This window comes from Paenarthrobacter sp. DKR-5 (assembly GCF_018531425.1).
GTDB lineage: Bacteria > Actinomycetota > Actinomycetes > Actinomycetales > Micrococcaceae > DKR-5.
In genome coordinates, this window is record NZ_JAHBOI010000003.1 from 626,445 (window position 1) to 632,946 (window position 6,502).

The 6,502-nt window shown below is 67.7% G+C and carries 6 protein-coding genes; 5 read left to right on the top strand and 1 reads right to left on the bottom strand.

The window, feature by feature from the left end; all coding sequences use genetic code 11:
• Window positions 1–50: 50 nt before the first annotated feature.
• The 5 genes from KIH31_RS09180 to tyrS all read left to right on the top strand — a co-directional run bounded on the left by KIH31_RS09180 (window position 51) and on the right by tyrS (window position 5,942).
• A complete protein-coding gene (locus KIH31_RS09180; RefSeq protein ID WP_214426764.1) occupies window positions 51–1,067 on the top strand; it encodes an SRPBCC domain-containing protein in 1,017 nt (338 codons plus the stop codon).
• A gap of 2 nt (window positions 1,068–1,069) precedes the next feature.
• Window positions 1,070–1,723, top strand: a complete 654-nt coding sequence (locus KIH31_RS09185) for a DNA-3-methyladenine glycosylase (protein ID WP_307857593.1) — start codon at window positions 1,070–1,072, stop codon at window positions 1,721–1,723.
• Between the two features lie 18 nt (window positions 1,724–1,741).
• A complete protein-coding gene (locus KIH31_RS09190) occupies window positions 1,742–2,299 on the top strand; it encodes an adenine phosphoribosyltransferase (RefSeq protein ID WP_214426765.1) in 558 nt (185 codons plus the stop codon).
• A gap of 82 nt (window positions 2,300–2,381) precedes the next feature.
• On the top strand, window positions 2,382–4,601 hold the full coding sequence (locus KIH31_RS09195) for a UvrD-helicase domain-containing protein (RefSeq protein ID WP_214426766.1): 2,220 nt from the start codon (window positions 2,382–2,384) through the stop codon (window positions 4,599–4,601).
• A 30-nt stretch (window positions 4,602–4,631) separates the two neighbouring features.
• Entirely contained in the window at window positions 4,632–5,942 is a 1,311-nt protein-coding gene (gene tyrS / locus KIH31_RS09200) for a tyrosine--tRNA ligase (RefSeq protein WP_214426767.1), read from the top strand.
• A 131-nt stretch (window positions 5,943–6,073) separates the two neighbouring features.
• Here tyrS and KIH31_RS09205 read toward each other — a convergent pair.
• Window positions 6,074–6,502 (bottom strand): hypothetical protein (locus KIH31_RS09205; protein ID WP_214426768.1); only part of this gene is annotated, 429 nt, incomplete at its 5' end.

The window sequence follows — 6,502 nt, forward strand, 5'->3', positions numbered from 1 at the left end:
CACCCGCGGGTAACATAGCGGACCGGTGGACGCTGGAGTACGTTGGGGCCATGACTACAGCGGCGACTGCGGCCAGCGCGGACAGCGGACCGGCCCGGGGTGCGATCGAGCGCACCGCGGACGGCTACTCCATCCACATCGACCAGCCCGTGGCCGCCCCGCCGGCTGCCGTCTGGCACACGATGACGGAGCCCGAAGCCGTGCAGCGCTGGCTCGGCAGCCTCACCGCGCCGTGGCAGGAGCACGAGCCGTATTCACTGGCGCTCGACGGCGGGGCGGCCGCCGGCACCGTGCTGCTGCTGCGCGAGGAATCGGAACTGGCGCTCACCTGGTCCGACGAGCTCGGCTTCGAATCGGTCGCTGCCTTCCGTCTGGAACCGCAGGCAGACGGCACCTTGGTCCGGTTCACGGCACAGAGCCCGACGGCGGACTTCGTGACCGAAGGCAGCGCCGGCTGGCAGGGAATCCTCGAGGCGCTCGCAGCGGCCGCGGAGGGCCGCGGGGAAGCCCCCGACCCGTCGGCGTGGCTGCGGCGGCGGGACGACTATGCCCGGCGCTACGGCGTCTCCCGCACGATGGGGATGCCGGTCACCGAATTCGGGCACGAGGGGCTGCGCTTCGACCGGCTTATTCCCGCACGCCGGGACCGTGTCTGGGCCGCGCTCACCGAGCCCGGGGAACTGCTCAAATGGTTCGGCGGAGCAGAGGTTGACCTGCAGGTGGGCGGCACCACTGTTTTCGACTTCGGGGACCGCCAGGCGAGCGTGGTCTATACGGAGATCCTCTCCGAGGAGCTGCTCGAATTCACCTCGGCGGACCTCGCGCCGGCGGCAAGCGTCGTCCGCATCCAGCTTGCGGATGCCGCCAACGGGTCGGACGGAACCGACCTGACCCTGACCCACCTCTTCCTCGCCCCGGCCGCGGCCGCGCCGGTCATGGCGTTCTGGCACCAGAGCCTTGACCTGCTCGCCGTCGACCTCGATGAGCGGGCTGCCCATCCGGATGAGGGGTACCTCAACGCGCTGACCGCTTTCTACTCCCGGCTTCTGCCGGCCGCCGCGCACTGACGGTGGGGGAGTCGGAACACAGCAAGCTGCTGGCCGTGCTGGAGAAGGGCTCGGTGGCCGCCGCGCCGCGTCTGCTCGGCGCCGTGCTGCGGCATACCACGGAGGAAGGCACCGTCGGAGTGCGGATCACCGAGGTCGAGGCCTACCGCGGGCCCGCCAACTCGGAATTCCCCGACCCCGGCTCGCACAGCTTCCGCGGCCGGACCGCTCGCAACGAGGTGATGTTCGGGCCCCCGGGGCACCTGTACGTCTACTTCACCTACGGCATGCACTACTGCGCCAATGTGGTCTGCTCCCCGGAGGGCACCTCTTCCGGCGTGCTGCTCCGGGCCGGGGAGGTTATTGAAGGCACGGAACTGGCGCGCTCGCGGCGGCCGGCGGTCAGCCGGCTGCGCGACCTCGCACGCGGGCCGGCCAGGCTGGCGTCCGCGCTCGGCCTGGGCCGCGGCGACAACGGCGCCCCGCTGGGCACGCCGGCCCTCGGCCTGGTGCTGGGCGAGCACCACCCGCTGGCACAGATCGCGTCCGGCCCGCGCGTGGGCGTGGCGGGGGAAGGCGGCACGACCGAGTACCCGTGGCGGTTCTGGATCAAGGGGGATCCGACGGTCTCCGTGTACCGTGCGGCCAAGCCGCGCACGGTCCGCAAGGAACGCTGACGGCGGTAGCGTAGAGGGGTGAATGAATCAGTACCCGCGGCGACGCGGCGGTCCGAATCTGTCGAAGTCCTCATCAACCGCCTCTGCGCCACCGTTCCGAACTATCCGAAGCCGGGCATTGTCTTCAAGGACCTGACTCCTGTCTTCGCCGACGGCACCGCACTGAAGGCCGTCGTCCACGCCCTGATCGAACCCTTCGCCGGCCAGTTCGACGCCGTCGCCGGGGTTGAGGCGCGCGGCTTCCTGCTTGCCGCGGCGGCCGCCTACGCCGCGGGCGTCGGCGTCGTCACCGTCCGCAAGGCCGGAAAACTGCCGCGGGAGGTCTTCACCGAACACTACGACCTCGAATACGGCTCGGCAGCCCTGGAACTGCACAAGCACGACGTGCCCGCCGGCCAGAGGGTGCTCATCCTGGACGACGTGCTGGCGACCGGCGGCACCCTCTCCGCCGCCTCCCGGTTGTTCGAGCACGCGGGGATCCACGTCGCCGGGTTCGGCGTCGTGCTGGAGCTGGGTGAACTGCGCGGGCGCGCCGCGCTCAGCGGCCACCGCGTCCGGTCCCTGGTCAGGCTCTAGTCCGACCCTCGGCCCTTCCGGTACAGGACGGCGCAAAGCACTGTAGAATATATGGTCTGCCTTTTGCGAAGGGATCGCCATAATGCTTGACGGGGAATTGGCCCACGAACGCGACTACGTAGCCGGTCTGTATGCCCGGCTCGACGAGCTGCGTGAAGAGAAGAAAGCCCAGCTGGCCCAGGTCCGGCGCAGTTCCACCGCGGGCTCGCACCAGAACCGGTCCGAGCGTGACGCCTTCGCCACGCTGTACGAGGACCGGCTCGCCCAGCTTAACGCCGTCGACGACCGGCTCGTCTTCGGCCGGCTGGACCTGGACTCCGGCGAGGAGCGCTACATCGGGCGCATCGGGCTGCTCACCGAGGACCTTCAGCGGCTCATGGTGGACTGGCGCGCCCCCGAAGCGGGCACCTTCTACCAGGCCACGGCCTTCGAGCGCCAGGGAGTGCGCCGCCGCAGGCACCTGATCCTGCAGGGCCGCGACGTGAAGGCCATTGAGGACGACGTCCTGGACTCGACGATGCTCACCGAGGGCGACGCCCTGCAGGGTGAGGGGGCGCTGCTGGCGGCACTGAACTCCAAGCGAACCGGGCGCATGTCCGACATTGTCGGCACGATCCAGGCCGAACAGGACCGCATCATCCGCTCGCCGCTGGCCGGCGCGCTCGTGGTCCAGGGCGGACCCGGAACCGGCAAGACCGCAGTGGCACTGCACCGCGCCGCGTACCTGCTGTACACCCACCGCGAACGGCTGAAGTCCGCCGGCGTCCTGCTGGTGGGTCCGTCGTCGTCGTTCATGAAGTACATCGAGCGCGTCCTTCCCTCCTTGGGCGAGACCGGCGTCGTCATGACCAGCCTGGGCCGGTTGATGCCCGGCATCAAAGCCGTCCCTGAAGAGGACCCGCGCGTGGCGCAAATCAAGGGCCGCATCGGGATGGCCGACGCAGTGCGGCAGGCCGTCGCCAACCGGCAGCGGCTGCCAGCGGGGGACCGGCGTCTGGTGGTGGACGGCCAGACCCTGATCCTGACTCCGCGCCAGGTGCGCCGCGCCCGGGACAAGGCACGTGCCACCGGCAAGCCGCACAACGAAGCGCGCGTGACCTTTGTGAAGATCCTGCTGCGCGAGCTCACGGACCAGCTGCGCGAAAAGCTCGAGGCAGGATCGGTGGGCAACAACGCGGACCGGTCCTACCTGACCGAGGACGTCCGGCAGGCCCGCGACGTGCGGATCGCCCTCAACCTCGCCTGGATGCCGATGACGCCGGAGAAGCTGATCACTGAGCTCTTCAGCAAGCCGGCGCTGCTCGAGGCGGCCGCCGGCTTCCTCACGGCCGAGGAGCGCGCCCTGCTGGGGCGCGAACCGGGCGCCCCGTGGACCGAGGCCGATGTGCCGCTGCTCGACGAGGCCGCCGAACTGCTCGGCGAACTCGACTCCAACTCCGCCCGGGACCAGGCTGCGCAGGAGGCGGACCGCCGCCGCGACGTCGAAAACGCCAAGCGTGCGATCCAGAACGCCGGCGTGGAGGGCCTGGTCGACGCCGACGAGCTGGCCGAGCACAACGAGGTCCACGCCGAACGGCTCAGCGCCGCCGAACGCGCCGCGGTGGACCGGACCTGGGCGTTCGGGCACATCGTGGTGGACGAGGCGCAGGAGCTCTCCGCCATGCAGTGGCGCCTGCTTGTCCGGCGCTGCCCGGTGAAGTCCTTCACCATCGTGGGGGACATCGCGCAGACCAGCGCCTCGGCCGGCGCGAGCTCGTGGCAGAACGCCCTGGAACCGTTCTTCGCCGGGCGCTGGCAGCTCGAGGAGCTCACGGTGAACTACCGCACCCCGGCCCAGATCGCCGAAGCCGCCGCACGGATGGCCAACGCCGCGGGCCTGGTGGTGTCGGCACCGAAGGCGGTGCGCGAGGGCCGCTGGGACCCGGTCGTGGACCGGGTGACGGACGGTTCGGTGCTGGAGCGCCTGGTCGAAGTCCTCCCCGAGGAGCTTGCCGCCGTCGACGGCGGCCTGCTCGCTGTCATCACGAACAGTGAACGTCTCGCCTCGGTGAGCAAGACGGTGCGCGGGGCCTACGGGGCCCGGGTCGGCAGCGGCGCCGGAAGCTATGAGCAGGACATCGTCGTCATCAGCGCCAAGGAAGCCAAGGGGCTGGAGTTCGACGGCGTCGTGATCGTGGAACCGCACGGCCTGCTCGACGGCGCCTTCGGACGGGTCGGTGACCTCTATGTCGCCATGACCCGGCCGACACAACGGCTGCGCATCATCACCTCCGGAGCGCCGCTTCCCGGCGTCGACGCCTAAGCCCCGCAACCGCCCTGCTACTTTAGGATCGTGGTCCCCGTAACTGCCCTGACACCGCCCAAGAACGACCCGAGCTTCGCCAACGTCTGGCAGGAGCTCAAGTGGCGTGGCCTGGTCCATGTCTCCACCGACGAGGCGGAGCTGGAGAAGCTGCTCGCCGGGGAGCCCGTCACGTACTACTGCGGGTTCGACCCGACGGCCCCCTCCCTGCACCTGGGAAACCTCGTCCAGCTGCTGCTGATGCGCCGCCTCCAGCTCGCCGGGCACAAGCCCCTCGGCCTGGTGGGCGGGTCGACCGGGCTGATCGGCGACCCGCGCCAAACCGCCGAGCGCGTGCTCAACACCAAGGAGACCGTGTCCGAATGGGTGGGCTACCTGCAGGCTCAGGTGCAGCGGTTCCTCAGCTTCGAGGGCGAGAATGCCGCGCGCATGGTCAACAACCTGGACTGGACGGCACCGATGAGCGCGATCGACTTCCTGCGCGAAATCGGCAAGCATTTCCGGGTCGGCACGATGATCAAGAAGGACATTGTGGCCACCCGGCTGAACTCCGACGAGGGGATCAGCTACACGGAGTTCAGCTACCAGATCCTGCAAGGGATGGACTACCTCCAGCTGTTCCGCGAGTACAACTGCGTGCTGCAGACCGGCGGCTCCGACCAGTGGGGCAACCTCACCAGCGGCACCGAGCTGATCCGCAAGGTCGAAGCCAAGAGCGTGCATGCGATCGGCACTCCGCTGATCACGAACTCCGACGGCACCAAGTTCGGCAAGAGCGAGGGCAACGCCGTCTGGCTGGACCCTGCGATGACGAGCCCCTACGAGTTCTACCAGTTCTGGCTGAACACCTCCGACGCGGACGTGGTCGGCAGGCTGAAGGTCTTCACCTTCCTCACGCGCGCACAGATAGAGGAGCTGCAGCAGGCTGTGGCCGAACGGGCGTACGCCAGGGAAGCGCAGCGGACCCTCGCCTACGAGGTCACCTCCTTCGTGCACGGCGTGGAGGCGACTGACAAAGTCATCGCGGCCTCGGCTGCCCTCTTCGGGCAGGGCGACTTGGCCGGTCTTGACGAAGTCACCCTGGCGGCGGCCACCCGTGAGCTGCCGGCGGCGACGGTTGCACCGGGACAGCTTGGCATCATCGAACTGCTGGTCGCCTCGGGTCTGGCGAAGACCAACTCGGCCGCCCGGCGAACCGTGGCCGAAGGAGGTGCCTACGTGAACAACGAGAAGGTGACGGACCCCGAGGCAGTGATCGACGACACCCGGCTGCTGCACGGACGTTTCCTGCTGATGCGGCGAGGCAAGCGCACCCTGGCGATGGTCCAGGTGGGCGCTTAAGCCGGATCTTCTCCGGGTCCACCCCTGTGTCTTTGCTTGTTGGTGGGGGTGTGGGGGTGGATTTGTGTTTGGGGTGGGGGTGGGGTAGTGTTTTCTGAGTCGCCGCGGGAGTGTGGCGGCCAAAAATTCCCTTACTTTTTCTGGTCTGTGGTTCGTGTGCCTGTTTGTTGGGTGTGCGGGGGCGGGCTGGTTTGGTGTGGGTGTTTGTTTTGTTTGTTTGGTTTATTCCGGGTGAATTCGCGGAATTGACAAAGCGAATTGAAATGAAATAAGCTGTAAACACAACGGCGGGGAAAAGCCGGGAATTTTGTTCCTGGTTGAATTACCCGGATTGTTTCTGTTGTTTGAGAACTCAATAGTGTGCCAAGTTTGTTGATACCAAATTTTTGTTTGGTTGATTTGCTCTCCGGCCTGCCCCTGTGGGTTGGAGGGTTTTTTTGGCCTTGATCGGATGTGCACCGGCTACTGTCCTTTTTTCCGGGGTGGTGTTGGTGTGTTCTGTTTGTATTTTTCAACGGAGAGTTTGATCCTGGCTCAGGATGAACGCTGGCGGCGTGCTT